25 protein-coding genes are annotated in these 23895 nt (G+C 61.8%); 8 read left to right on the top strand and 17 right to left on the bottom strand.

The genetic code is table 11. The annotated features are described in order from the left end of the window. Positions 1-29: 29 nt before the first annotated feature. Positions 30-881 (bottom strand): CAP domain-containing protein, encoded by an 852-nt coding sequence (locus tag C4J87_RS14205; RefSeq protein ID WP_124363163.1) that lies wholly within the window; start codon positions 879-881, stop codon positions 30-32. Positions 882-1057: 176 nt separating this feature from the next. Here C4J87_RS14205 and C4J87_RS14200 point away from each other — a divergent pair, with 176 nt between their 5' ends. Continuing rightward, positions 1058-1729: a GNAT family N-acetyltransferase gene (locus C4J87_RS14200; protein ID WP_124367303.1), complete on the top strand. Its 672-nt coding sequence runs from the start codon at positions 1058-1060 to the stop codon at positions 1727-1729. 135 nt (positions 1730-1864) lie between these two features. Here C4J87_RS14200 and C4J87_RS14195 read toward each other — a convergent pair whose 3' ends face one another. Then, positions 1865-2467 carry a TetR/AcrR family transcriptional regulator gene (locus C4J87_RS14195; RefSeq protein WP_124367302.1) on the bottom strand — a complete coding sequence of 201 codons (603 nt, stop codon included), beginning with the start codon at positions 2465-2467 and terminating at the stop codon, positions 1865-1867. Between the two features lie 72 nt (positions 2468-2539). Here C4J87_RS14195 and C4J87_RS14190 point away from each other — a divergent pair, with 72 nt between their 5' ends. After that, entirely contained in the window at positions 2540-3139 is a 600-nt protein-coding gene (locus tag C4J87_RS14190; RefSeq protein ID WP_124367301.1) for an NAD(P)H-dependent oxidoreductase, read from the top strand. 1 nt (position 3140) lies between these two features. Here C4J87_RS14190 and C4J87_RS14185 read toward each other — a convergent pair whose 3' ends face one another. The 3 genes from C4J87_RS14185 to C4J87_RS14175 form a co-directional block, all read right to left on the bottom strand. Then, a complete protein-coding gene (locus C4J87_RS14185) occupies positions 3141-3530 on the bottom strand; it encodes a hypothetical protein (protein ID WP_124367300.1) in 390 nt (129 codons plus the stop codon). A gap of 32 nt (positions 3531-3562) precedes the next feature. Next, a complete protein-coding gene (locus C4J87_RS14180) occupies positions 3563-4819 on the bottom strand; it encodes a 3-phosphoshikimate 1-carboxyvinyltransferase (RefSeq protein ID WP_124367299.1) in 1257 nt (418 codons plus the stop codon). Between the two features lie 91 nt (positions 4820-4910). Then, on the bottom strand, positions 4911-5465 hold the full coding sequence (locus tag C4J87_RS14175) for a UPF0149 family protein (protein WP_124367298.1): 555 nt from the start codon (positions 5463-5465) through the stop codon (positions 4911-4913). Positions 5466-5626: 161 nt separating this feature from the next. Here C4J87_RS14175 and C4J87_RS14170 point away from each other — a divergent pair, with 161 nt between their 5' ends. After that, the gene (locus C4J87_RS14170) at positions 5627-6439 is read left to right on the top strand and encodes a crotonase/enoyl-CoA hydratase family protein (RefSeq protein WP_124367297.1); all 813 of its coding nucleotides are present in this window, start codon (positions 5627-5629) and stop codon (positions 6437-6439) included. Between the two features lie 5 nt (positions 6440-6444). Further along, a complete protein-coding gene (nudC, locus tag C4J87_RS14165; RefSeq protein WP_124367296.1) occupies positions 6445-7278 on the top strand; it encodes an NAD(+) diphosphatase in 834 nt (277 codons plus the stop codon). On the opposite strand, the gene C4J87_RS14160 is transcribed toward nudC, so the two are convergent. The 8 genes from C4J87_RS14160 to C4J87_RS14125 all read right to left on the bottom strand — a co-directional run bounded on the left by C4J87_RS14160 (position 7246) and on the right by C4J87_RS14125 (position 14636). Then, the gene (locus tag C4J87_RS14160) at positions 7246-8025 is read right to left on the bottom strand and encodes a TSUP family transporter (RefSeq protein ID WP_124367295.1); all 780 of its coding nucleotides are present in this window, start codon (positions 8023-8025) and stop codon (positions 7246-7248) included. The genes nudC and C4J87_RS14160 overlap by 33 nt on opposite strands. Before the next feature lie 177 nt (positions 8026-8202). Next, positions 8203-8919: a phosphatidylcholine synthase gene (gene pcsA / locus C4J87_RS14155; protein ID WP_124363153.1), complete on the bottom strand. Its 717-nt coding sequence runs from the start codon at positions 8917-8919 to the stop codon at positions 8203-8205. A 148-nt stretch (positions 8920-9067) separates the two neighbouring features. Continuing rightward, a complete protein-coding gene (locus C4J87_RS14150) occupies positions 9068-9988 on the bottom strand; it encodes a class I SAM-dependent methyltransferase (protein ID WP_124367294.1) in 921 nt (306 codons plus the stop codon). A 49-nt stretch (positions 9989-10037) separates the two neighbouring features. Further along, positions 10038-10526, bottom strand: coding sequence for a DUF1289 domain-containing protein (locus C4J87_RS14145; RefSeq protein ID WP_124367293.1), 489 nt, complete (start codon positions 10524-10526; stop codon positions 10038-10040). 131 nt (positions 10527-10657) lie between these two features. Then, the gene (locus C4J87_RS14140; protein WP_124367292.1) at positions 10658-11908 is read right to left on the bottom strand and encodes a ribonucleotide-diphosphate reductase subunit beta; all 1251 of its coding nucleotides are present in this window, start codon (positions 11906-11908) and stop codon (positions 10658-10660) included. 226 nt (positions 11909-12134) lie between these two features. After that, positions 12135-12851, bottom strand: coding sequence for an ABC transporter ATP-binding protein (locus tag C4J87_RS14135; RefSeq protein WP_124367291.1), 717 nt, complete (start codon positions 12849-12851; stop codon positions 12135-12137). Beyond that, complete coding sequence (locus C4J87_RS14130; RefSeq protein ID WP_124367290.1) at positions 12848-13669, bottom strand: ABC transporter permease; 822 nt, start codon at positions 13667-13669, stop codon at positions 12848-12850. Before C4J87_RS14130 ends, C4J87_RS14135 begins: the two co-directional genes overlap by 4 nt. 10 nt (positions 13670-13679) lie before the next feature. Next, positions 13680-14636, bottom strand: coding sequence for an aliphatic sulfonate ABC transporter substrate-binding protein (locus tag C4J87_RS14125; RefSeq protein ID WP_124367289.1), 957 nt, complete (start codon positions 14634-14636; stop codon positions 13680-13682). Positions 14637-14951: 315 nt separating this feature from the next. Between C4J87_RS14125 and C4J87_RS14120 the strand changes: the two genes are divergently transcribed. Further along, a complete protein-coding gene (locus tag C4J87_RS14120) occupies positions 14952-15167 on the top strand; it encodes a molybdopterin-binding protein (RefSeq protein ID WP_003173733.1) in 216 nt (71 codons plus the stop codon). A 20-nt stretch (positions 15168-15187) separates the two neighbouring features. On the opposite strand, the gene C4J87_RS14115 is transcribed toward C4J87_RS14120, so the two are convergent. Further along, entirely contained in the window at positions 15188-15874 is a 687-nt protein-coding gene (locus C4J87_RS14115) for a hypothetical protein (RefSeq protein WP_124367288.1), read from the bottom strand. Positions 15875-15957: 83 nt separating this feature from the next. Beyond that, positions 15958-17103 carry a MalY/PatB family protein gene (locus tag C4J87_RS14110; RefSeq protein WP_124367287.1) on the bottom strand — a complete coding sequence of 382 codons (1146 nt, stop codon included), beginning with the start codon at positions 17101-17103 and terminating at the stop codon, positions 15958-15960. Positions 17104-17294: 191 nt separating this feature from the next. Here C4J87_RS14110 and ggt point away from each other — a divergent pair, with 191 nt between their 5' ends. Further along, positions 17295-19019 carry a gamma-glutamyltransferase gene (gene ggt, locus C4J87_RS14105; protein WP_124367286.1) on the top strand — a complete coding sequence of 575 codons (1725 nt, stop codon included), beginning with the start codon at positions 17295-17297 and terminating at the stop codon, positions 19017-19019. 76 nt (positions 19020-19095) lie between these two features. Beyond that, a complete protein-coding gene (gene xth / locus C4J87_RS14100) occupies positions 19096-19890 on the top strand; it encodes an exodeoxyribonuclease III (protein ID WP_124367285.1) in 795 nt (264 codons plus the stop codon). Here xth and C4J87_RS14095 read toward each other — a convergent pair. Together C4J87_RS14095 and pnuC are read right to left on the bottom strand one after the other, a co-directional pair. Continuing rightward, complete coding sequence (locus C4J87_RS14095; RefSeq protein ID WP_124368979.1) at positions 19887-20423, bottom strand: AAA family ATPase; 537 nt, start codon at positions 20421-20423, stop codon at positions 19887-19889. The genes xth and C4J87_RS14095 overlap by 4 nt on opposite strands. Further along, positions 20420-20983, bottom strand: a complete 564-nt coding sequence (gene pnuC / locus C4J87_RS14090; protein WP_124367284.1) for a nicotinamide riboside transporter PnuC — start codon at positions 20981-20983, stop codon at positions 20420-20422. The genes C4J87_RS14095 and pnuC overlap by 4 nt, the downstream gene beginning before the upstream one ends. Before the next feature lie 653 nt (positions 20984-21636). Here pnuC and C4J87_RS14080 point away from each other — a divergent pair. Next, positions 21637-23892: an Orn/Lys/Arg decarboxylase N-terminal domain-containing protein gene (locus C4J87_RS14080; protein ID WP_124367283.1), complete on the top strand. Its 2256-nt coding sequence runs from the start codon at positions 21637-21639 to the stop codon at positions 23890-23892. The last annotated feature ends 3 nt before the right edge of the window (positions 23893-23895 follow it).

Raw genomic sequence — 23895 nt, 5'->3', positions numbered from 1 at the left:
TCGTCGCAGGGCCGGGCCGCCGCCCACCGTTATTGCGCGCCGAACAGCCCCGTCCAGTAGATGCCCGCATCGCTTTTCGGGTCCATTGCATAGGCCGCGCCCAATTCACGAAATTGCGGGTTCATCAGGTTGGCGCAATGGCCGGGGCTGGCGAGCCAACCGTCGAGCACCTTGCGTGGGGTATCGAGGCCGGCGGCGATGTTTTCGCCGATGTTTTTTGCGATATACCCGGCCAGCTCGGCGCGATCGCCGGGGGTACGGCCGTCGTGGTCGAGATGATCGAAAAAGTTGCCGTTGGCCATGTTGCGGGTATGGCTGTTGGCGGCACCGGCCAGATCGTCGTTCCACGACAGCGGCGTGGTCGCGGTGAACGCCTGGGTGCCGCACTGGCGCGGCTGGGCGCGGGCGGCGTTGATCAGGTCGAGCAGTTTGCGGCCTTCGGTCTGCCAGTCGCCCAGGCCGCTGGTCAGCAGCGGGCGGGCGAGCACGATGCGCCAGTCCTGGCCGCTGTTGCTCACGCCGATGTCGACGAATTGCGGGTCGAGTACCACGCGACAGAAGCTTTCACGCACCGCTTTCATGGCGGCCTCGGCATCCCTGGGCCCGGACAGGCTGATGGCCTGCACGTTGACCATGGGGTACGCGGCCCGCGCCAGCGACTGCTGCAAATCGCCGACATTGGTGGCCGGCAGCACTAGCCGTGTATCGCTGTTGAGCGGCGGCAATTCCTGGGAACCCTGGTCACCGCAACGCTGCACCTGGCTGCGGTACTGGTTGATCTGTTGCACCAACTGACTTTCTTCATTCGCCATCGCGCTGGCGCAGAACACCGTACTGGCGGCCAGCGTCGTAAGACCCATCATCAATGACAGAACGCGCATGGACGTTACCCTTGAGCTTGAAAGTGCCCATGATGCGCGATCCAGGTGCGTGCATGCACCCGTTGGTCCGAACTTTTTTTGTTCAATGCTTGAGTGCCGGCTGTTGAGGGCCGAGGCTTCACGGCGTGCAACAGGTACAATCGCCACTGCCTTGACGTGAAACCCCAGGAATTTGCATGTTCAGCCTTACCCGCTACACCACGCCGTGCCCCGAACCGGTCAACAGCCAGATCCTGCAGCTGGTGGTCGACAACCTCACCGACATCAGCAGCGTGGCACTGGCGCCCAGCAACCTGCTCTACAACATTTACCAGTACGCCATCGGGTTTGAGGTGCACCTGTACCTGGAGGCGCTGGATGGATCGAAGGGCGTCAGCGTTGAGCTGCTCGTGGCGATGCAGGAGGAGACCGTCGTTGGCTTTTGCCTGTACCTCCCGGTGAAGGACGACCCTCAAGCCTGTGGCGTGGCCTTTATGGCCGTGCACTCGGGGTTCAGGCGCCAAGGCGTGGCCCGGGCCATGCTGGGTGACGTGTTGGCGCGCTATCCCCATGGGGAGCTGGCGTGCTCGGTGGAGAAGGTTCCGGCATTCGAAGCGATGGGCTTGCAGGTGCGCGGCGCGCGTGGCACCCAAGTGCTGATGAATACGCGGGACTACGGCACCGATGGGTTGATGGGCGTGCTCGACGTGGCGGCTATCTACAGCTCATTGGAAGTGCGGCAGATCCATACCTACCTGCTGCAAAAGCACGGAAAGCGCGCGATGGTGGACGCGGAAAAGCAGCGCGACCGGCACCTGGATCAATTGACGCGCAAGGTGCAGCGGTTTGTAGACGAACGCTTGGGTTGAGAACCGATGACAGTGTGGGAGGGGGCTTGCTCCCGATGGCGGTGTGTCAGTCACCTATCAATCGACTGAACCACCGCTATCGGGAGCAAGCCCCCTCCCACATTGATCTGCTTTTAGCCGATGACCTTTCCAGCCTCAGGCGGCGCCGCGCTTGACCATCGCCAGGATGGTCGCCAGCAGTTCCTGTTGCGCTTCTTCGCGGCTGATTTCCGCGCTGGCTGCGGCATGGGACAAGGCTTCGGCCGCGCCCAGCATGGCGCGCAGGCCCGCTTGGGAAAGCGTGCCACCCGGCGCGAACGGCGCCAGGGCATCGCGGCATTTATCGAGAAAGATGGCCTCGTACTTGCGCTTGAGCGCCTCCAGCTCCGGCGAGCCACTGAGCGCCGCAGTCACCCCCGGGATCTCGCGACCCTGCAGTAACACGCAATCCACATAGGACGAGGCGATCACCCACGCACGCGCTTCAAGCGTCGCGCTGCTGGCCTCGATGGCGTCGACAAACACCTGGTTCTGCCGCCCATCGAAATCTTCATACAGCGCGGCCAACAGGCCCGAGCGGGTGGCGAAATGGTCGTACACCACCGGTTTGGTCACTCCGGCCAACTCGGCCAGGCGGCCCAGGGTCAGGGCGTCGGTGCCTTCCTCGCGCACCAGTTGCCAGGCGGTTTCCAATAACTGTTGCAGGCGTTCTTCGCGGGAAAGACGCCGACGCGGGGCAGGGGATTGTTCGCTTGACATGCTTATATACCAAAAGTAACTTAAATAAGGTAACTTACTAAAAGTAGCTTAAGCTTAAAAGGAGTCAATGTCATGCATGCACTCATCGTTGTGGCTCATCACGACAGCCAATCCCTGACCCACAGCGTGGCCGCGCACGTGGGTGCCGGTTTGAGCGCCTCCGGGCACACCTTTGAAATCGCCGACCTGGCGGCCGAAGGCTTCGACCCGCGCTACACCGCCGCCGACCACCGCGTACACCGCAGCCACGCCACGCCGCCGGCGGATGTCCTCGTCGAACAGGCCCGCATCGAGCGCGCCGACGCGTTGGTCGTGGTGTTTCCGATCTACTGGTGGTCCATGCCGGCGTTGCTCAAGGGCTGGATCGACCGTGTCTTCGTCAACGGCTGGGCGATCGATTACGGCCCGGATACCCCGGTGACCAAGAAGTTGCGGCACTTGCAGGTGCACCTGCTGGCCTTGGGGGCTGCCGATGCCGATGCCTTCGACCGGCACGGTTATGCCCAGGCCATGCGCACGCAGATCGATTACGGGATCTTCGACTACTGCGGAGCGCAGGTGCTGACCTCGCAGTTGCTGCTGGAATCGGAAAGCGACAGTGCCGAGGCGCATCTGCGCAAGGCCAGGGAGACAGGGCAGACGCTGTTTGTGCGCGAGACGGTAGCGGGGTGATTCAAGCGTCGCGAAACAGGTCGTGGGCATCCAGCAAGCGGTAGGCAATCTCGGGCTGCTTCTCCAGGCCGCGACGGATCGCCGCTGGAATCGATTGGCGGGTCTTGCGACACAGGCCGGGCAGCTCGTCGATGACGATCTGGATCCCGCGCATGCTCTTGACCTCGGTGTGGCCCGGCGCGATATGCAGGCGGATGCCCAACTGTTCGAACATCCGCTGCTGCATATGCTCGAGGTCCTGCAGGCTCTTGAGGTTCTCCAGGCGCTCGAGCAGGCGTTTTTCTTCCTGGCGTGTGAGGTGGAGAATGCGCAGGTCGGGCTCGGGCGCCTCCAGCAAGCGTTCGCGCTCGCAGTCACAGACGCCGGGCGGGCAGGGTTGGCGAATGGTCATGTGCGTGCCCTCCCTGAACCTGCGCTGTTGTCTCAGTAGCTGAGCGTTACGCCCAGGCTGCCCAGGGCTTTCCAGTACCCAGGGTAGGTCTTGGCCACGCAGTCCGGGTCCTGGATGCGAATGCCCGCGACTTTCAGCCCGGCCAGGGCAAAGCACATGGCGATGCGATGGTCGGCGTGGGTATCGATCAAGGCGTTGCAGGACGTGCCCGCCAGGGCCGGGTCAGCCGCAATCAGCAGATCGTCGCCCTCGATGGTCGCCAGGCCCGGCCGGATTGCGTTGAGGCCGTCGTGCAGCGCCTGCACGCGGTCACATTCCTTGACGCGCAGGTTGGCCAGTTCCGTGAAGCGCACCGGCGTATTGTTGAACGCGGCGAGCACCGCCAGGGTCGGGATGGCGTCCTGCATTTGCGAGCCCACCACCGTGGCCTGCATGTTCGGGAACTGGGCGATCACCGCCTGGGCCTTGGCGTCCGGCTGGGTGAACGCCTCGGCGGCGACACCGATGTCGATACGGCCGCCGGTCAATACTTCTGCGGCCCACAGGTAGGTGGCTGCGGAGGCGTCGGGTTCGATCAGGTAATCATGGGCGGTGTAGCCGGTCGGGGCCACGCGCCAGGTGGTGTCGTCGACGGCTTCCACCTGGGCGCCGAAGGCACGCATGCAGTCCAGCGTCAGGTCTACGTAGCCACGGGCGCCGATGTCCTTGCCGGTCAGGGCGACTTCAATCGGTGCTTCACCGCATGCCGCGAGCATCAGCAACGCCGAGACATACTGGCTGGACAGGCCGCCATCAATCTCGAAACGCTTGGCCTGGACCTTGCCCACGCCGTGCACGGTCACCGGTGGGCAGCCGGTCGGGCTGTCGACCTGGATGCCGTTCTGCCCGAGGGTGGCGAGCAGCGGCCCGATCGGGCGCTTTTGCATGTACTCGTCGCCGTCCAGCACCACGGTGCCGTGCACGGTTGCCACGGCAGCGGTGAGAAAGCGCATGGCGGTGCCGGCATTACCGAGGAACAGCGGTTGTGGCGGCAATTGCAGTTTGCCCTGGCCGGTGACCACGAACGTGGTGTCGTCCGGCTCTTCAATGGTCACGCCCATCTGCCGCAAGGCCACCGACATGTGACGGGTGTCGTCGCTCTTCAGGGCGCCGCTCAAGCGGCTGGTGCCCTTGGCCAGGGCCGCCAGCAGCAGGGCGCGGTTGGTAATGGATTTGGAGCCGGGGGGCGCGACCTTGCCATTGAGAGGAAAGTTGGGCGGGGTAACGGTCACGGTTTTCTGCGAACTCAAGGGACAAGGCTCCTGATCAAGGCGAGGTGGCATGGAGTGGCCGACGGGGCGGACCCGAATAATCGGCCAAAGGTGCGGTGCTTGTCGAGATTTAGCGCTTGCTCAGCCAGTAATCGTGCAGCGCCCGCGCCGCCGGTTCGATTTCGCTGACCCGCTGCTGATGGGCCCGCACATCCAGGTCCGCTGGTAATTCGAAATTATCCTGCTCGGCGCACCAGGAGATTCTCTCGAACTGAGTGGCCAGTTCGGCGGGCAGCGGCGGCCAGTTGCCGATGGCCGCGCCACGGATATAGCCGAAGCACCATTCTTCGGCGAGGGTCACGGACTGGCCGTGGTGCTCTTTTTCATCGAACAGCGCCTTGAACGCCTTGGAATTGCCGGCCAGTTGCGCCGCCAGCGTATTGAAGTGGCGTACACACAGGTCCAGGACCTGCCCGGCCTCTTCGGGGCTTTCCCAGTCCGGGTTCTGCCCGCCCCAGATGGCCGGAAACCACTCGGCGATATCCACCTGTGTCGGGCTCGATACCAGCGCGGTGAAGTAGCCGTCGAGTTCGGCGACGTTGAGCACCGAATGGTCGTCGCCGTACTTGAGCAGGGTTTCTTCGATCAGGTCGAACTCGGCGGGTGTGAGCGGCTGGGCGTGCATGGGGCATATCCTTCAAACGTCGAACGCCGCGTTGGGGCGGCTTAAAGCGCCAAGGATGGCGCCTGGCAAGGTTTTTTGCCAGTCCCGCTTTTGGCCGATGCGCCGTTGCCTGCCCTTGTTATAGTTCGACCCTTATCACTCGCCAGTCAGGGATCACGGCCATGTCCGAATACCAAGCGTTCGTAGTGGAACTCAGCGGCAACGTTGCCCATGTGCAGATCAATCGCCCGGAAAAGATCAACGCGATGAACGCGGCGTTCTGGAGCGAAATCATCGAGATCTTCCAATGGGTCGACGACACCGATGCCGTGCGCGCCGTGGTGCTCAGTGGCGCCGGCAAGCACTTTTCCTCCGGCATCGACCTGATGCTGCTGGCCTCGGTGGCCAATGAGTTCGGCAAGGACGTGGGCCGCAATGCGCGCCTGCTGCGGCGCAAGATCCTCGATTTGCAAGCCTCGTTCAACGCGGTCGACAACTGCCGCAAGCCGGTACTGGCGGCGATCCACGGCTACTGCATCGGCGGCGCCATTGACCTGATCAGCGCCTGCGACATGCGCTACGCCGCCGAGGACGCGCAGTTCTCGATCAAGGAAATCGACATGGGCATGGCCGCCGACGTCGGTACCTTGCAACGCCTGCCCCGCATCGTCGGCGACGGTATGTTGCGCGAACTGGCCTACACCGGTCGTCAGTTCGGTGCCGAGGAGGCGCGCAGCATCGGCCTGGTCAATCGCGTGTTTGCCGACCAGCAAAGCCTGTTGGCCGGCGTCATGACCATTGCCCATGAAATCGCCGCCAAGTCGCCGATTGCCGTGGCCGGTACCAAGGCGATGATCAGCTATATGCGCGACCACACTGTCAATGATGGCCTGGAATACGTTGCCACCTGGAACTCGGCTATGTTGCAATCCAACGACCTGCGCGTGGCCATCGCCGCCCATATGAGCAAGCAGGCACCCGAATTCTTGGATTGATCGATATGACCCCAGGCTGGATTACCACAACGCTGTTGGACAATGACGCTGCCGGCGGCTGGGCCGTCGCCCGCAGCCGCGACGGCTTTTTGCAGGATGCCAATGGGCCTCTGTTCCCTCGGGAATGGCTCAAGCGCCAGGACCTGTCAGTGTTTGCCGAACACGGCATCGGCCACCTCGATGGCGAGCCGGTGTACCTGCTGGAACTCGACAGCGCCGGCGAAGTACCGGGTTGCAGCTGGCAGGGCCTGCGCGGCTTTATGCTGCAAGGCGACCACACCCTGTACAAAGTGCTGGGCTATGCCGCGCAGATCGGCACCTGGGCGCGCGAGCATCGGTTCTGCGGCAGTTGCGGCCAGGCGATGGTCAAGGTGCCACGCGAGCGCGCGATGTATTGCCAACCCTGCGACCTGCGCAGCTATCCGCGAATTTCGCCGAGCATGATCGTGCTGGTGACCCGTGGCGATGAGGTTCTGCTGGCGCGCTCGCCACGCTTTGTCACCGGGGTCTACAGCACCCTGGCCGGCTTTGCCGAGCCGGGTGAGTCGGCCGAAGACTGCCTGATCCGCGAAGTGCGCGAGGAAGTGCAGCTTGAGGTGAAGAACCTGCAGTACATGGGCAGCCAGTGCTGGCCGTTCCCGCATTCGATGATGCTGGGTTTCCATGCCGAGTATGCCGGTGGCGATATCATGCCCCAGGCCGACGAGATCGAAGATGCGCAGTGGTTCAACATCCACCACCTGCCGCCGCTGCCGGCGTCACGCTCGATTGCGCGTTACCTGATCGACCTGTATGTGGCCCGTCGCTTAGGCCACGCTGAACCAGTGCTGCCAGGCTAGGCGCACCGTCAGGCCGAGCACCACGGTGATGAATACCGGGCGAATGAACTTGGCGCCGCCGCTGATTGCGCTGCGCGCGCCAAAGAACGCGCCGCCCATCACCGAGATACCCATTGCCAGGCCGACGACCCAGTCCACCGAGCCATTGATGATAAACACCGTCAGCGCCGCGGCATTGCTGACGAAGTTCATGCTGCGCGCCACGCCGCTGGCCTTCACCAGGTCGATCGGGTGCAGCAGCATGGTGCTCACGGTCCAGAACGCACCGGTCCCGGGCCCGGCCACGCCGTCGTAGAAGCCCAGGCCGAAGCCCTGGGTGGCCTGCCATTTCTTCTTGATCGGCGCCTCGGCGTCCAGCGGTGCCTTGGGCGTGCCGCCGAACAGCAGGTACACCCCGCAGGCGAACACGATCACCGGCAGCATCTTGTTCAGGGTCTCAGCGGGCAAATAGTGCGCGACCACAGCGCCGGTCAGCGCGCCGATCAAGGTGCCGACGATGGCATGCACCCACTGGCGCGGGTGGAACAGCTTGCGGCGGTAGAAGGTGAAGCTGGCGGTGGCCGAGCCAAAGGTGGAACTGAGTTTATTGGTGCCCAGCACCAGATGCGGCGGCATGCCAGCGGTCAACAGGGCAGGGGTGGTAAGCAAGCCACCTCCGCCAGCGATGGCGTCGATGAAGCCGGCGATAAAAGCCACGACGGCGAGAATGGCGAGGGTAGTCAGGTCAACGCTGAGTTCGAAGGGCATGGGCAGGGCTTATTGTTGGGTGAGCACGCAGGCCCGCCATCTTACCTGCCGGATGTGCGCATAACCAAATGTGGGAGGGGGCTTGCTCCCGATGGCGGTCTGTCAGTGACAAATAAGCTGACTGATCCACCGCTATCGGGAGCAAGCCCCCTCCCACATTTTACTGTGTTCGCCTGGCTATTTATGGGTTCCCATCCACTCCAACGCCGTGCGCCAGATGCAAATGCCCAGGAAGTACGCCGACATCAGCGACCATAAGCCGAACGTCCACGGGTTGGTGTTCGGATAATCCACCACCATCAGGAAGCTGCACAGCAGCCAGATTGTGGTTACCGCGATATTGATCGGCATGAACCGCTTGACCCGGAACGGGTGCAGGAACTTCATCGGCGTCACGGTCAGCAGCGCCAGGCCGATTACAGTGAGCAAGGTGATCCAGGCGTCGGGCTGGATGATGTACACACACAAGGCCACCACGTTCCATGCCGCCGGGAAGCCGACGAAATAGTTGTCCTTGCTTTTCATATTGACGTTGCAGAAGCAGAACAGCGACGACACCAAAATCACCGACACCGCAAACAGATGGGTGAAGTCCGGCAGGTCGATATAGCGGTAGATAAACAGCGCGGGGATGAATACGTAGGTGAGGTAATCGATCACCAGGTCCAATACCGAGCCGTCAAAGCTGGGCAATACCGTGCTGACATTGACCCGTCGCGCCAGGGAGCCGTCGACGCCATCCACCACCAGTGCCAGGCCCAGCCACAGCAGGCAGGCCTTGGGGGAGTTTTCCAGCAGCGCCAGGGTGGCCAGGAATGCCAGTACCACACCGGTGGCGGTAAAGCCGTGGGCGCCCCAGGCTTTGATTCTGGCTACATGCAGGGTCGATATCACGGGCGGTTCTCCAAAGGGTCAAACGGGGCAGCCGACAGCGTAACGCTGTCGAGTCTGGCCGGGGAATGCAGGTATCGACCGGGAAGGCAGGGATAAGGTTCACCGCCCGGCGTATGCCTTAGCGTAGCAAGCGTAGGACTTTTCGGCATCAGCCTTGGCGAAACACCAGGGCCTTCAACCCGCTTTGCGGGTCGATATCCGGGAATTCCGGTGGGTTTGCCAAGCGTTCTACAAAGCCCAGGCCCGGTGCCTCGCGGGTGACGCCGTCGATCAGGAAGTCTTCGCCAAACGCCGGATCGTTCATGCACGCCAGCACCGTGCCTTGGGTCGTGAGCAAATCCGGCAGGCGGCGCAGTACGCGCTGGTAATCCTTGGTCAGCAGAAAGCTGCCCTTCTGAAAGGACGGCGGGTCGATGATCACCAAGTCATAGGGGCCGCTGTTGGTGACTTTGGCCCAGGACTTGAACAGGTCGTGGCCCAGAAAGCTTACCTTGCTCAGGTCGTGGCCATTCAGGCGATGGTTGTCGCGGCCACGGCTCAGGGCGCCACGGGCCATGTCCAGGTTCACCACGTGGTCGGCGCCGCCTTCGATAGCGGCCACGGAGAATCCGCAGGTGTAGGCGAACAGATTAAGCACGCGCTGGCCCCTGGCTTGCTCGCGCACCCAGTTGCGCCCGTAACGCATGTCGAGGAACAGGCCGCTGTTCTGCTTTTTACCCAGATCGATCAGGTAACGCAGGCCGCCTTCGGTGATGGTCAACTCGTCGATGGCATTGCCTACCAGCCATTCGGTGGTGCTCTGCGGCAGGTAGCGGTGTTGCAGCGCCACGGTATGGGCGCCGAAGCCGGCCCAGTCGATCTGCAACAGCTGCTGCTTCAAGGCCTGCAGATGCTCGGTTTCCTTGAACAGCGCTACCAGCACCACGCCTTGCAGCCAGTCCACCGTCACCTGCTCAAGGCCCGGCCAGCAGCGGCCACGGCCGTGAAACAGGCGCCGGGTTTCAGCCGGAGCGCTGGCCAGGGCGGTGAGCAGATGGGCGTGCAGGGTAGCGAGTGCGTCTGGGGTCATCGTTGAGCGTCAGTCGTTGAGCGGGCGGCATTTTAAACACAATTGCGCGTCAGAGCGTGGCGATCAGGGCTGGACCAAAGGAATCGCGCAGAAAAACCGGCGCGATATAGCGCTCGTAATGCGCCTCGGACAGCAGGAAAAACTCCCGGTCAATCGCATCGCGCAGGTCCGTGAGGCTACGTTCACGAAACTCCGGCAGCAACGCCAACCCATAGGCGTCCAGCTTCGACATCACCCGCGCACCCCGCGCAATCAGCTGGTATGCCCAGCAATACGGCGACTGTTGCGGCATGAAGCGAATCTTGCGGTCTTCCAGTTGTTGGCGCAGACGCTGCGGGTCGAACACTTCCAGCTTGCTGACCATGACCTGCACCAGCAACTGCTCGAGGCGCAGCCACACCGCGTGTTTTTCCTCGGCGTTATAGCCGTTCCACTGGATCACTTCGTGGTGGTAACGCTTGCAGCCCCGGCAGACCAGGTCACCGTAGACGGTGGAGCACAGGCCTACACAGGGCGTCTTGATGGTTTGGTTGGGCATAAAGGGCAATTTCGTTCTCAATGTGGGAGGGGGCTCGCTCCCGATAGCAGTGGTTCAGTTAAAGCAGCTGTGACTGATACACCGCTATCGGGAGCAAGCCCCCTCCCACATGTTGGATCTGTGCTGTTAAATCAATCCCAGCTCAACGCGCCGCCGGTCTGATACTCGATTACACGGGTTTCGAAGAAGTTCTTCTCCTTCTTCAAGTCCATGATCTCGCTCATCCAGGGGAACGGGTTGGTCGTGCCTGGATACTCTTCCTTCAACCCAATCTGCGACAAACGACGGTTAGCGATGAACTTGAGGTAATCCTCCATCATCGCCGCATTCATGCCGAGCACGCCGCGTGGCATGGTATCCCGCGCATATTCGATCTCCAGCTGGGTCCCTTGCAGGATCATCTGGGTCGCTTCTTCCTTCATCTCGGCATCCCACAGGTGCGGGTTTTCGATTTTGATCTGGTTGATCACATCGATCCCGAAGTTCAGGTGCATCGACTCGTCGCGCAGGATGTACTGGAACTGCTCGGCCACGCCGGTCATTTTGTTGCGGCGGCCCATGGAGAGGATCTGGGTGAAGCCGCAATAGAAAAAGATGCCTTCCAGCACGCAGTAGTAGGCGACCAGATTGCGCAGCAGTTCCTTGTCGGTGTCGACGGTGCCGGTTTCGAACTTGGGATCGGAGATCGAGCGGGTGTATTTCAGGCCCCAGGCCGCTTTCTTGGCGACCGATGGAATCTCGTGGTACATGTTGAAGATCTCGCCTTCATCCATGGCCAGCGATTCGATGCAGTACTGGTAGGCGTGGGTATGGATCGCTTCTTCGAAGGCCTGGCGCAGGATGTACTGGCGGCACTCCGGGTTGGTGATCAGGCGGTACACGGCCAGCACCAGATTGTTGGCGACCAACGAATCCGCCGTGGAGAAGAAGCCCAGGTTGCGCATGACGATGCGGCGTTCGTCGTCGGTCAGGCCTTCGGGGTCTTTCCACAGGGCGATGTCGGCGGTCATGTTGACCTCTTGCGGCATCCAGTGGTTGGCGCAGCCGTCGAGGTACTTCTGCCAGGCCCAGTCGTACTTGAAGGGCACGAGTTGGTTGAGGTCGGCGCGGCAGTTGATCATGCGTTTTTCGTCAACGGCGACGCGGGCGGAGGCGCCTTCGAGTTCGGCGAGGCCTTCGGCGACGTCGAGTTTGTCCAGGGCGGCCTTGGCGCGCACGATGGCGGCGGAGTCATTGGCGGTGACGGCGCGGGCTTCGATGGCGGCGGCAGCGCCGGCACCGTCGAGGCGGTCCATGTTGGCTTCGGTGGCGTGGCCGGCGTTGGCGCCTTTGATCACGGGGGCAACGCTGTCTTCGCTGTCGACTTCATCCCAACTCAGCATCGAAATACTCCTTCCTGATCTGTTTTGACGGTGCGTGGAACCGTCCAAAAAATATGCGGTTTGCAGGCTTCAAGGCATTGAAATACGGCGCATAGTGTGGTCGGAAATTACCGAGGCTGCACACTATATAGTGGTCCGTTCTGTTTGTGGGCACACTATATGGTGTGTGGCGGCGATGGTCAACGCGCAAGTCGGAGCCTGGGCGTTGACCGCTGGAAGGGAAAACTCAGATGACGTGGGCGTGTTGCAGCTCGGTCAGGCACAGCGCCTTGAGCCGAGCCAGCGACGGATCGCGCCGGTCCCGCGGGTGCGGCAAATCCACCGCCAGCACCTGGCGAATGCTGCTGGGCCGATTGCCCATCACCAATACTCGGTCGCTGAGGTACAGCGCCTCGTCCACATCATGGGTCACCAGCAGCAAGGCGATGGCATGGTGTTCGGCCAGTTGCAGCAGGAGGTCCTGCAGCTTCATGCGCGTGAACGCATCCACGGCGCTGAACGGTTCATCCAGTAGCAACACCTGCGGCCGTGAATACAGGCCCCGTGCGATCGCGACCCGTTGCGCCATGCCGCCGGACAAGGCCTTGGGCAGCGCCTGGGCAAAACCCGTGAGGCCGACTTCTTCGATCAACTGCGTGACCCAGGCCTTGTCGTAGTGATTGTCCGCGCTGAATCCGATGTTTTGCTCCACCGTAAGCCAGGGCATCAACCGTGGTTCCTGGAACACGAAGGCCACCTCGCCGTTGGGGCTGCGCAGTTCGCCCTGGTAGTCGTTGTCCAGTCCCGCGACAATGCGCAACAAGGTGCTTTTGCCGCACCCGCTGGGCCCCAGCAGGCTCACGGCTTCGCGCGGTTGCAAGGCCAGGCGCACATCGTTCAAGACGGTGGCGCTGTCGAAGCTTTTGCGCACAACGTGAATGTCCAGCAGCGGTTGCACACTCATTGTCCGGCTCCCTGGAAGGTGTCGCGCCAGGCCAGGCAGCGCTTTTCCAGTGCCGCGAGCAGGCCATCGCTGACCTTGCCGAGCAGCGCCAGTACGATGATTGCCGCCAGCACGATATCCGGCCGCGAGGTTTCCCGCCCATCGCTGAGCAGGTAACCCAGCCCTTTGGTGGCCGCGATCAACTCGGCCGCCACCAGAAACATCCAGGCCAGGCTCAGGCCGCTGCGCAACCCGGTAAACAGGCCGGGCAGGGCCGCCGGTAAGAGGATGCGACGTACCAGGCGGCGCCGATTGAACCCATACATTTGCCCGACTTCCACCAGCTTGCGATCGATATCGCGGATGGCCGCAACGCCATTGAGGTACACCGGGAAGAACGCGCCAATCGCGATCAGCACGATCTTGGAGGTCTCGTCGATGCCCAGCCACAACAGCAGCAATGGCACCCAGGCCAGGCTCGGGATCGAGCGCAACCCGGCGAAGGTCGGCTCCAGATAGGCCTCGGCTTCGCGGCTCAAGCCTACCCAGGCGGCGAATACCAAGGCCAGGCTCGCACCAATGGCAAAACCCAGCAGCACCCGCACCAGGCTGGCGCTGATGTGTTTCCACAGGGAGCCTTCGGCGAGGTCCGCCAGGGTCACGGCGATCTCGCTGGGCGCCGGCATCTGGTACGACGGCAGCCAACCCACACGCACCACCGCCTCCAGCACCAGCAGAATCAGTACTGGCAACACCAGGCCCTTGAGCCGTTGCGGCCAGGCGCTGCGCTTGATCTGCCGTGGCGGGGCGAGTGGCAGGGCTTGGGTTTTGCTGGTCATCACGCGCTCCTCAGCGGCCGAACGAGGTGTCGAGCAACTGGTCGATCACCTGGTCCACGTTCACCCCTTTGCGCACCAGCTCTTCGGACACCAGGATCGGCGCGGCGGCCTTGGAGGCGAGCACATCCTTGCTGCTCAAGAACGGTGTGCTCAGGTCGGTACGCGACAGCTGCAGCTTGGCCACTTCCAACGGCAGGCCGGATTCATCGGCGAGCAGCTTGGCGAACTCATCCGGGTGCTTGACCGCCCAATCCCGGGCCTTTTCATAGGCGCCCAGTACCGTGGTGATGGTCTGCGGATGCGCCTTGGCGAACTGCTCGGTGACGCTGACCACGCCGTAGCTGTTGAAGTCCTTGTTGCGATACAGCAGGCGCGAACCGGCCTGTATCTGGCTGGCGGCCATATGCGGGTCGAGGCCGGCCCAGGCGTCAACGTCACCTTTTTCCAGGGCGGTGCGGCCGTCCGGATGCTGCAGGTGCACCAGTTCCACATCGTCCTTGTTCAGCCCGGCCTGTTGCAGGCTGCGCAGGGTGAACAGGTAGGGGTCGGTGCCTTTGGTAGCGGCGATTTTCTTGCCCTTGAGGTCGGTGACGCTGTTGAAGGGCGAATCCTTGCGCACCACCAGGGCCGTCCACTCGGCGCGGCTGTACACATACACCGATTTGATCGGGCTGCCGTTGGCCCGGCTCAGCACCGCGGACAAACTGGCGGAAGAGGCGAAATCCACGCCGCCGCTGTTGAGGTATTCCAGCGAACGGTTACTGCCCTGGCTCAATACCCAGCCTACCTTGGAATTCGGCAAGGCTTGTTCAAGCCAACCAAAATGCTTGAGCACCAGGCTGACGGGCGAGTAGTAGGCGTAGTCGAGATTGACTTTTGCGGGATCGGTGTCGGCGGCCTGGGCCATTGGTTGCAGGCACAGGGCGAGGGCGCATGCGCCAAGTAAGCGTTGGGCGAAGGGTTTCATGGAACAGCTCCGGGCACGTGGGCGTTTAGAGTTTTCTTATATTCAGAAAATTAGTTTGCATGTTCCATCATGCTTTTGAGGAATATGCAGTCTCTGTGCCAGCTGCGTTGTCGCGTGTTTGCGCATGTGTGCCGAGTGGAGGCTGTGGCGGATGCAGGCAGATTGTTGAAGTGCTGTTGGCTGGGCAACAGTTTGTATATATCAATATCGAATAAATAAAGAGTTATATATTCCTTTTATTGTTCTTTCCGAAAGCGCATTTTGAGTGCCTGCGCATTCGTGCGGATTGACTCAACAGCCAAAAGGAAAGCCGACATGACCATTAAAGCGATCAATGTGCGCAACCAGTTCAAGGGCGTGATCAAGGAAATCCTGCTGGGTGAAGTGGTGTCGGAAATCGACGTGCAAACCGCGTCCGGCATCGTCACGTCGGTGATCACCACCCGCTCGGTGCGTGACCTGGAGTTGAAGGTGGGCAGTGAAGTAATTGCCTTTGTGAAATCCACCGAAGTGTCGATCGCCAAGCTTTAAAAAGCCTCAGGCGGGCGCTTTCAGTCGACGCGATCAAACACGCTGGCGACGTCTTCGCGACTGAGTACCCCTTTACCGGGTCCGTCGAGCAATTTGAAGGTGCCATCGGCATTGATTGTGATGCCGGTGGAACTGGCCAGAGTCACTGCCGCGTCTGAGCGGCCGATGAGCAGGTCCCGTAGCGGCTGCTCGCCGTGCAGGGTTTGCCCGATGGTCGTTGCCATGCCTTGCAGGGAACTTGAATTCACCCCGGCTACCAGGATCACATGACTGTTCTTGTCCAGCGATGCCTGCAATCTGTGCATCAATGCTCGAGTATCGCTATTTCCCGGATTCAGGCCCAGTTCCAGATTACTGCCGGTAAGATGCATCAAGGTGCGATTCTGGTAGGTGGATCCGTTCCAGCCGGTGAGCACTGCCAGCGCCGAGCAGTCCGACAACCCGCGGGTAGCGAGCGGGTCGTGGCCTCCATTCAAAGAGACTGACCGGCCCATTTCAACCTCCACAGTCTTGATGTCTGAACGCGCGCCGGGCGGGTTAGCCAGAGGATGTTTCAGCCCCACAAAGCGCATCAATCGATGCGATGCGGTGGAGGCAGCGGCCTTTAGAGCCGAGCCCGTTGGTGCAGGTTCGCGCGGTGACGGGTTCGGCTTGAATGATTCTGTGAATTGCACAGGGCCGTTGGTTGCAGGGCGTGTCGACAGCATAGGGCGCAAAGCTCCGGGAAAGGTTCAGCCGCACAAGGGGATTCCCTTGAGTGCTGAAAAAGCCTTTCGCGGTTCCAGCCCATTCAGCGGTTTTTCAGGCTGCGTTCCATACGTTGCAGACCCTCTTCCAGCATCGACCGTGGGCAGCCGAAGTTCAGGCGCACGAACTGCTGGCTGTCATCGCTGAACTCAATGCCGGCGCTCAACCCGACCTTGGCCTGTTCCAGGAAGAACTGCTGCGGGTCTTCCAGGCCCAGGGCGCTGCAATCGAGCCAGGCGAGGAAGGTGCCTTGTGGTGCATGCATCACCACGCCGGGCAGGCGGGTGTGCACGGCATCGAGCAGGTAATCACGGTTGGCTTGCAGGTAGTGCTTCAGCGCGTCGAGCCAGGCGCCGCATTGGCTGTAGGCGGCGCGGGTAGCTTCCAGGCCCAGGGGGCTGACGCTGTCGACCATGCCGCAACGGGCCTGGTTGAGACGCTCGCGGACCTCGGCATTCTGCACCACGGCAAAACAGGTCTTCAGACCGGCCACGTTATAGGCCTTGCTCGCCGACATCAGGGTGATGGTGCGCTGGGCAATCTCTTCGCTGAAGCTGGCGATCGGGATATGCCGACGGCCGTCAAAGCACAGTTCGGCATGGATTTCGTCGGAGATGATCAGCGCACCGCTTTCCATGCAGGCGTTGGCCACAGCCAACAGTTCTGAGCGGGGGAAGACTTTGCCGATGGGGTTGTGCGGATTGCTCAACAGCAGCGCACCGGCGCCGGTCAGGGCCTGGCGCAGCGCCGGCAGCGGCGTGCGGTATTCGCCCTCGATCCACTCGAACGGGAGTTCAATGCGTGGCAAATTCCAGTGGCCGGGCGCCAGGCGAATCGGCCGATAGTTGGGCGTTTGCAGCACCACCGGCTGGCCTGGCTGGACAAACGCGTGCAGGGCCATATTGAAACCCGGCTCGACGCCCGGCAGGAACAGCAGCTCATCCGGTTGCACGCGCCAGGCGTACTTGGCCCACAGGTCGGCGATGATCGCCTCGCGCACATCCGGGCCGGCGACGCTGTAGCCGAGCACCTGCTGGTCGAGGCGCGCATGCAATGCCTGAAGGATGGCAGGTGGGGTGGCGATGTCCATGTCGGCGATCCACATCGGCAAAACGTCTTGCGGGTAGCGGTTCCACTTGGTGCTGCCGGTGCCGAGGCGTGGGTGGATCGTGTCGAAATCAAAGCTCATGGAGGGGCTCGTATGAGGCGGCGAATAAAGAGTGGCGCTGATTCTAGCGCCATTCAATTTATAGGCCAGTGCTGATTGTTTCAGGTAGCCGTTCCATGACCGACAGGTTCTGTAACAAAAGCGCCATCGCGCTGGGGATTGAATAAGGGAAGGGCTATTTTGGTGCATCTCAATAAATAGAGTAGCCATGGATGAAATACCAACCCTTCAGCCGCACCTTGATTGCCACTGCCCTGGTGTTGACGGTCAGTGGCGTGCACGCCGCTTCCCAGGCCCCGGTGGCCGGTGAAAATGGCATGGTGGTCACCGCCCAGCATCTGGCCACCCAGGTCGGCGTGGAGGTGCTCAAGGCCGGCGGTAACGCGGTGGATGCGGCGGTGGCCGTGGGCTACGCGCTGGCGGTGGTGTACCCGGCGGCGGGCAACCTGGGCGGCGGCGGTTTCATGACCGTGCAGCTGGCGGACGGGCGCAAGACCTTCCTCGACTTTCGCGAAAAAGCCCCGCTGGCGGCCACGGCCGATATGTACCTGGACAAGGACGGCAATGTCGTCGAAGGCCTGAGCGCCAAGGGCCACCTGGCCGTCGGTGTACCTGGCACTGTCTCGGGCATGGAGTTGGCGCTGAGCAAGTACGGCACCCTCAAGCGCGCCCAGGTGATCGCGCCGGCGATCAAACTGGCGGAGAACGGCTTTGCCCTGGAGCAGGGTGATATCGACCTGCTGCACACCGCCACCGGCGAATTCGAGAAAGACCAGGATCTGCGCGGGATCTTCCTGCATAACGGCCAACCGATGCAGGTCGGCCAGAAACTGGTGCAGAAGGACCTGGCCAGGACCCTCAAGGAAATTTCCGCCAAGGGCAGCGATGGCTTCTATAAAGGCTGGGTCGCCAACGCCCTGGTGGAGTCGAGCCAGGCCGGCAAGGGCCTGATCACCCAGGCTGACCTGGACACCTACAAGACCCGCGAACTGGCGCCTATCGAGTGCGATTACCGTGGCTACCATGTGGTCTCGGCGCCGCCGCCAAGCTCTGGCGGCGTGGTGATCTGCCAGATCATGAACATCCTCGAAGGCTACCCGATGGCAGACCTGGGGTACCACTCGGCCCAGGGCTTGCACTACCAGATCGAAGCGATGCGCCACGCCTATGTAGACCGCAACAGCTACCTCGGCGACCCGGATTTCGTGAAGAACCCGATCGCCCATCTGCTGGATAAAAATTACGCGGCCAAATTGCGCGACGCGATCGAGCCACACAAGGCCGGGGATTCCCAGGCGATCAAGCCGGGCGTGTCGCCCCATGAAGGCAACAACACCACCCACTATTCCATCGTCGACACTTGGGGCAACGCCGTTTCCGTCACCTACACCCTCAATGACTGGTTCGGCGCGGGCGTGATGGCGAGCAAGACCGGGGTGATCCTCAACGATGAAATGGACGACTTCACCGTCAAGGTCGGCGTGCCGAACATGTACGGCCTGGTCCAGGGTGAAGCCAACGCCATTGCGCCGGGCAAGGCGCCGCTGTCGTCGATGAGCCCGACTATCGTGACCAAGGATGGCAAGACGGTGATGGTGGTGGGCACGCCAGGCGGCAGCCGCATTATTACCGCGACCTTGCTGACCATCCTCAATGTCATCGACTACAAGATGAACATTCAGGAGGCCGTGGACGCGCCGCGCTTCCACCAGCAGTGGATGCCGCAGACCACCAACCTTGAAACCTTCGCGGTGAGCCCGGACACCCAGAAGATCCTCGAGAGCTGGGGGCATACGTTCGCCGGTCCCCAGGACGCCAACCACCTGGCCGCGATCCTGGTGGGCGCGCCGGCCCTGGGTGGCAAGCCGGTGGGCAACAACCGCTTCTATGGTGCGAATGACCCGCGTCGCAACACCGGCCTGTCGTTGGGTTACTGAGGCCGACTCGCTCGCGCATGGAACATCTGCGGCATTTCGGGGCTCTATCCCAAGAGCCCCGAAAGGACCCCACCCCATGAAAGCGCTGAAAATCGCCACCTTCAACATCAACGGTATTCGTGCCCGTCTGCCTAACCTGCTGCAATGGCTGGCCCGCGAGCAGCCGGACATCGTCTGCCTGCAAGAACTCAAGGCGCCGGAAAGCCTGTTTCCCTATGCTGATTTCGAAGCGGCCGGCTACGGCGCGATCTGCCTGGGCCAGGCCTCATGGAACGGTGTGGCGATTCTGGCCAAGGACGCGCAGCCGCTGGAAAGCCGGCGGGGCCTGCCCGGTGACGAGAGCGACCAGCAAAGCCGCTATATCGAGGCGGCTGTGCACGGCGTGTTGGTTGGCTGCCTGTACCTGCCCAACGGCAACCCGCAACCCGGGCCTAAATTCGACTACAAACTGGCCTGGTTCGAGCGCCTGATCGACTATGCCCAGGCGTTGCAAGCCAGTGATCACCCGGTGGTGCTGGCCGGGGATTTCAATGTGGTGCCCACCGACCTGGACATCTACAACCCACGCTCCTGGCTCAAGGATGCGCTGTTGCAACCCGAGAGCCGCGCCTGCTATCAACGCCTGCTTGACCAGGGCTGGACCGACTCAGTGCGTCATTTGTACCCCGAAGAGCGGGTGTATACGTTCTGGGACTATTTCCGCCAGCACTGGCAGAAAAATTCCGGCCTGCGCATCGACCACCTGTTGCTCAACCCTGCGCTCAAGCCCTACCTCAAGGACGCGGGCGTCGATGCCTGGGTGCGTAACGAGGCGCATGCCAGCGACCACGCGCCGACCTGGATTCAGCTCGGCACGCGCAAAAAGCGTTAACCGACAGTTGTCGCCCCAAGCAAGCGCTCGACCGCAGCAAACGCGGCGTTCCGGCGCGCTTGCCAGTCTCCCCGGATCACCACCACAGGCTGTTGGTGCGCATGCAGCCAGTCCAGGCTGGCCTGGAAGAACGCTCGGCGGTCGGCCAGGTCGGGTTGGCAGCGCTGGCCGTCGGCGCTCCATTCCACGTCTTCGGGCGACAACAGCAGATGCAGGTCGTAGTGACGGGCCAGCAGTTCGCTGTCGAGCCAGCTGGGGCAGTCGCCGAACAGGGTCTGGCTCCAGAGTGTGTTGGTCAGCAGGTGGGTGTCGAGGATCAGCAAATCAGGCTGCGCTGCGCGCGCGGCGTCTTCCCAGGCCAACTGGCCCTGGGCTATCGCCGGGATATCCGCCAGGCAGGTATCGCGCTGGTGGTGGTCGATGAAATAGCGCACATATTCACCCACCATCAGCCCGCCGAAGTGGGCGTGCAGCTCAGCCGCCAGCCAACTTTTGCCGCTGGATTCAGGGCCCGCCAGTACCACCACTTTCATGCGTGCAACGCCGGGTCGGCGCGCCATTCACGCCAGCCCTGCACGGCGATTACGGTGAAGAGTGCGTAGAGCGCGGCGGTGAGGTAGAGGCCTTTGTAGAGGAATAGCCCGACGAAAATCACATCCACCACGATCCACAGCGGCCAGCACTGCACGCGTTTTTGCGCCATCCACAACTGCGCTACCAGGCTGAAACCCGTCAGGGCCGCGTCGAGCCAGGGTTGGGCGGCGTCGGTCCAGTGGGCCATGGCGGCGCCGAGCAACAGGCTGAACACCGCGCCGACGACCAGGGCGGTCAAGATGGCCGGCCAGCCCAGGCTGCTGACCTGACGGCCTTGCTTGACCGTGCCGGCACGGGTCCATTGCCACCAGCCGTAGACTTGCAGCACGGCGTAGACCCCCTGCAGCAGCATGTCGGAATAGAGCTTCACGTCAAAGAACACCCAGGTGTAGAGCAATACCATCACCAGGCCGATAGGCCAGCACCAGGGATTTTGCTTGACCGTCAGCCACACAGCGATCACCCCCAGGGCGGCGGCGAACAGTTCAAGCCCGGACATGGCGGTTCCTTGGGAGAGTGGAAGAGGGCGCTGATTGTACCTACAGGTCATCCATCCTCAAACAGCAGAGGGTAAATGTGGCAATGGGCGGGTTCCCGAAGGCTGGGATCAGTCGCTGGTGGCGGTGACTGACACACTCCCATCGGGGCATAGGTATCTACACAACTTTGTAGCAGCCTACGGTAACCACGATGCAAAGCGAGTCGCTCTTGATCTTGCTTTTGATCTAGGCACACCGAGCCTAGGCGAGGTGCCGAGTGGTGGGGCAAGAGCGTTTTGCTTACTTTTGCGCTTTTCAAAAGTGAGCCGCCGTAAGGGCGGAACCCATAGCAGCCGTTACCGCAGCAACGGATATGTACTCGCTCTGATCCAACATCCTGGTCGGCTATCAGGCCGCCATCGGGGGCAAGCCCCCTCCCACATTTTGGTCGCGGGGCATAAGTTAGAGAGGCTTCGGGTCCCGAGCCGCCACAGATTCAGGGCCATACCAAAGTTGTGTAGATACCCATGGCCATCGGGGGCAAGCCCTAATGCCAGTCAGTCAAGCGAAAGTGGTCCACTGTATTGATCTTCATTGTCTGTGAAAATCTTCATTCGCCACATTCGCTTCCAGCTTCTACCCTGAGTGCAAGCCCTCAGGAGTAGGAGCGCCCATGTACAAAGACCTGAAGTTTCCCGTCCTTATCGTGCACCGCGACATCAAGGCCGACACCGTTGCCGGTGATCGGGTTCGAGGCATCGCCAGGGAGTTGGAGCAGGAGGGCTTCAGTATCTTTTCCGCCGTGGACTACGCCGAAGGGCGATTGGTGGCGTCCACCCACCACGGCCTTGCCTGCATGCTGATCGCCGCCGAGGGCGCCGGGGAAAATACCCACTTGCTGCAAAACATGGTCGAGCTGATCCGCCTGGCGCGTGTGAGGGCGCCCAACCTGCCGATCTTCGCGCTGGGCGAGCAAGTCACCCTGGAAAACGCCCCGGCGGATGCCATGAGCGAACTCAACCAGTTGCGCGGCATCCTGTATCTGTTCGAAGACACCGTACCGTTTCTCGCGCGCCAGGTCGCGCGTGCGGCGCGCGCCTACCTCGATGGTTTGTTGCCGCCGTTCTTCAAGGCCCTGGTGCAACACACCGCCGACTCCAATTACTCCTGGCACACCCCGGGCCACGGCGGTGGCGTGGCGTATCGCAAAAGCCCGGTGGGGCAGGCGTTTCACCAGTTCTTCGGGGAAAATACGTTGCGTTCGGACTTGTCTGTCTCGGTCCCCGAGCTGGGTTCGCTGCTCGATCACACCGGGCCGCTGGCTGAAGCCGAAGCCCGCGCGGCGCGCAATTTTGGCGCTGACCACACGTTTTTCGTGATCAACGGCACCTCCACCGCCAACAAGATCGTCTGGCACTCCATGGTCGGTCGCGATGACCTGGTCCTGGTCGACCGCAATTGCCACAAGTCGGTACTGCATTCGATCATCATGACCGGCGCGATCCCCTTGTACCTGTGCCCGGAGCGCAATGAGCTGGGGATCATCGGCCCCATCCCCTTGAGCGAATTCAGTGCCGACTCGATCCGCGCCAAGATCGACGCCAGCCCGCTGACCCATGGCCGTCCGGCGAAGGTAAAGCTGGCGGTGGTCACCAATTCCACCTACGACGGCCTGTGCTACAACGCCGAGCTGATCAAGCAGCAACTGGGTAACAGCGTCGAGGTACTGCACTTCGATGAGGCCTGGTATGCCTACGCGGCGTTCCACGAGTTTTTCGCCGGGCGCTACGGCATGGGTACCTCGCGCACGCCGGACAGCCCGCTGGTGTTTACCACGCACTCCACCCACAAACTGCTGGCGGCCTTCAGCCAGGCGTCGATGATTCACGTGCAGGACGGCGGAGCGCGGCAACTGGACCGTGACCGCTTCAACGAAGCGTTCATGATGCATATTTCCACCTCGCCGCAATACAGCATCATCGCCTCCCTGGACGTGGCGTCAGCGATGATGGAAGGCCCGGCGGGTCGCTCGCTGTTGCAGGAAATGTTCGATGAGGCCCTGAGTTTCCGTCGTGCGCTGGCCAACCTGCGTCAGCATATCGCCGCTGATGACTGGTGGTTTTCGATCTGGCAGCCGCCGTCGGTGGCCGGTATCGACCGGGTCGTCACCGCGGACTGGCTGCTGCACCCTCAGGATGACTGGCATGGTTTTGGCGACGTGGCTGAAGATTATGTGCTGCTGGACCCGATCAAAGTCACCCTGGTAATGCCCGGCCTCACCGCCGGCGGCGCCTTGAGCGATCACGGGATTCCCGCCGCCGTGGTCAGCAAGTTTCTCTGGGAGCGCGGCCTGGTGGTGGAAAAAACCGGGCTGTATTCTTTCCTCGTGCTGTTTTCCATGGGCATCACCAAAGGCAAATGGAGTACCTTGCTCACCGAATTGCTGGAATTCAAGCGCAGCTATGATGCCAATACCAGCCTGGCCAGTTGCCTGCCCTCGGTCTATGCCCAGGGGTCGGTACGTTATCAGGGCTTGGGGTTGCGGGACCTGTGCGACCAGTTGCACAGTTGTTATCGCAGCAACGCGACGGCCAGGCATCTGAAGCGCATGTATACGGTGTTGCCGGAGATTGCGATGAAGCCGGCCGATGCCTACGACCAGTTGGTCAGGGGCGAAGTGGAAGCGGTATCCATCGATGCCTTGCCAGGACGCATCGCAGCCGTGATGCTGGTGCCGTATCCGCCGGGTATCCCGCTGATCATGCCGGGCGAGCGCTTTACCGAGTCAACCCGTTCGATCATCGACTATCTGGCGTTTGCCCGGACGTTCGATAGCAGTTTTCCCGGTTTTGTCGCCGATGTGCATGGGTTGCAACACGAAGATGACGGCAGTGGTCGTTGTTACACCGTCGATTGCATCAAAGGTTAAGGA

Origin of the sequence: Pseudomonas sp. R1-43-08, assembly GCF_003852255.1 — a bacterium.
Classification (GTDB): domain Bacteria; phylum Pseudomonadota; class Gammaproteobacteria; order Pseudomonadales; family Pseudomonadaceae; genus Aquipseudomonas.
This window is presented reverse-complemented; position numbering and strand designations above follow the sequence as displayed.